Here is a 1,554-nt window from a genome sequence, read left to right as displayed (position 1 = left end):
GAGTGAATTCCCAGGTGCCTACGAAGTGGGCATCTGCTCCATTGATGGTTTCTGATGCCTTGTCGTAGGCCTTGAAGCTCCAAGTACCTTCTGCCGTCTTCACTTCTGTTTGGCTTGGTTGTGTTGGCGTTACTTGAGTACCATTAGACAAGTTCTTTTCTGTTGCTGGAAGCAGGTCTTTCACTTCTTGTGGAAGTTCTTTGCCTGGGGTTCCACTCACAAACTCATGATGTTTTTCATAAAGGAGGGCCGTGCTTACCTGATTAGAAGGAGCTGATAAATTATCAACATGCAATGTTACAGTATTGTCAATCTTTCCAGAACCTTTTTCTTCTACTTTTTTGTTTGTAGTAGTATTATAAGTTACAATAATTTCAGCAGAAGAATTTGCTTTTATGTATTCAGGTGTCATTTTAACAGTAACAGTTTGACCATTCTTTTCAATAGTATAATCACGCCCTTCCTGTAAAGTCACTCCACCTGATTCCACTTTAAGTCCTTGATAATTAAGGCGCTCATCAAATTTCTGAACCATTTCGATAGATGAAGGCGTTGCTAAAATGTCCTTACCTGGAACCGGAACTTTAAACGTAGCTTTATAGGTTACATCTTGTCCTTCCTTAGCTGGAATCTCTGTAGGATCCACTGCTAGAACAGGGCTCGGATCAATTTTTTCAATATAAAGACCAAAGACGGCCGAAGCAACCTCTGTTGATGAGTAACCAAAATTCATACTATTACTATTTGATCGAAGGGCAAAACCAGAGATATTGTTCTCAGAATAGCTACCGCTTGTAATCTGAGTTGCTACCCAAGCAGTTCGATCTCCTTGATCTTCCTGTCTTAAGACATTGGCATTATTCATCAAACGAAGATTAACATCATTTTGATAATCCTTAACATAGAAGGTTTCCTTCAAGTTGTTGGCATCCATTGCATCGATGTCTGTTGGCTTCATAACCAACTTCAAATCTGTCTCGGAACCATCTGCATAACGCAACTCTGCTGTTACATCCGCATCAAGCCAAAAAGCCTTATTCATAATGTAGTCATGAGCTGCATCTACATAGGGAACATTCCCAATTTCAAAAGCATTATTTTCCCACAATTCTGAAATAGAGAAAAATTCAACAGTAGATTTTTGAGCACTATTCATCTCAGATTCTGCCTGAGCAGTGTTTAGATAGTGAAGAGTTACCTTATTGAATTTTAAGTAAGCATCTACTTGCTTACCATTAACTGTCCCAATATTTGTGAATTTTAGAGAAAGAGGATTTTCAAAAACTTGATCCTGTTTTTTACTTTTATCTACTTTAAGAGTAAAGTTCTCCATCTCGCCTGGATAGGCACCACCCCAGAGATATTCATAGTGGGGATTCGATAAATGAAACTGATCAACAGCCTGTGATTTAGATAAAACACTAAAATTGTTGATGTTCAAATTAAACTTACGAATATCCAAGGTTGAGATATCCGTTCCGTTTTTTATTTCTTCTAAAGCCGCATAAGATTGAAGCGGAATAAGAAAAATAGAAAAAAGTAAAACGACTAGTC

Annotated in this window: 1 protein-coding gene; it reads right to left on the bottom strand. The window is 37.9% G+C overall.

Features of this window, described 5'->3' with window-relative positions:
* A partial coding sequence (locus tag GMD5S_RS0209645) for an isopeptide-forming domain-containing fimbrial protein (protein WP_016893878.1) occupies positions 1-1,554 on the bottom strand: 1,554 nt, incomplete at both ends.

The sequence above is a fragment of the Streptococcus sp. GMD5S genome (assembly GCF_000298715.2).
Classification (GTDB): Bacteria; Bacillota; Bacilli; order Lactobacillales; family Streptococcaceae; genus Streptococcus.
The sequence above is the reverse complement of the archived record's forward strand: the minus strand, read 5'-3'. Positions and strand labels throughout refer to the sequence as shown.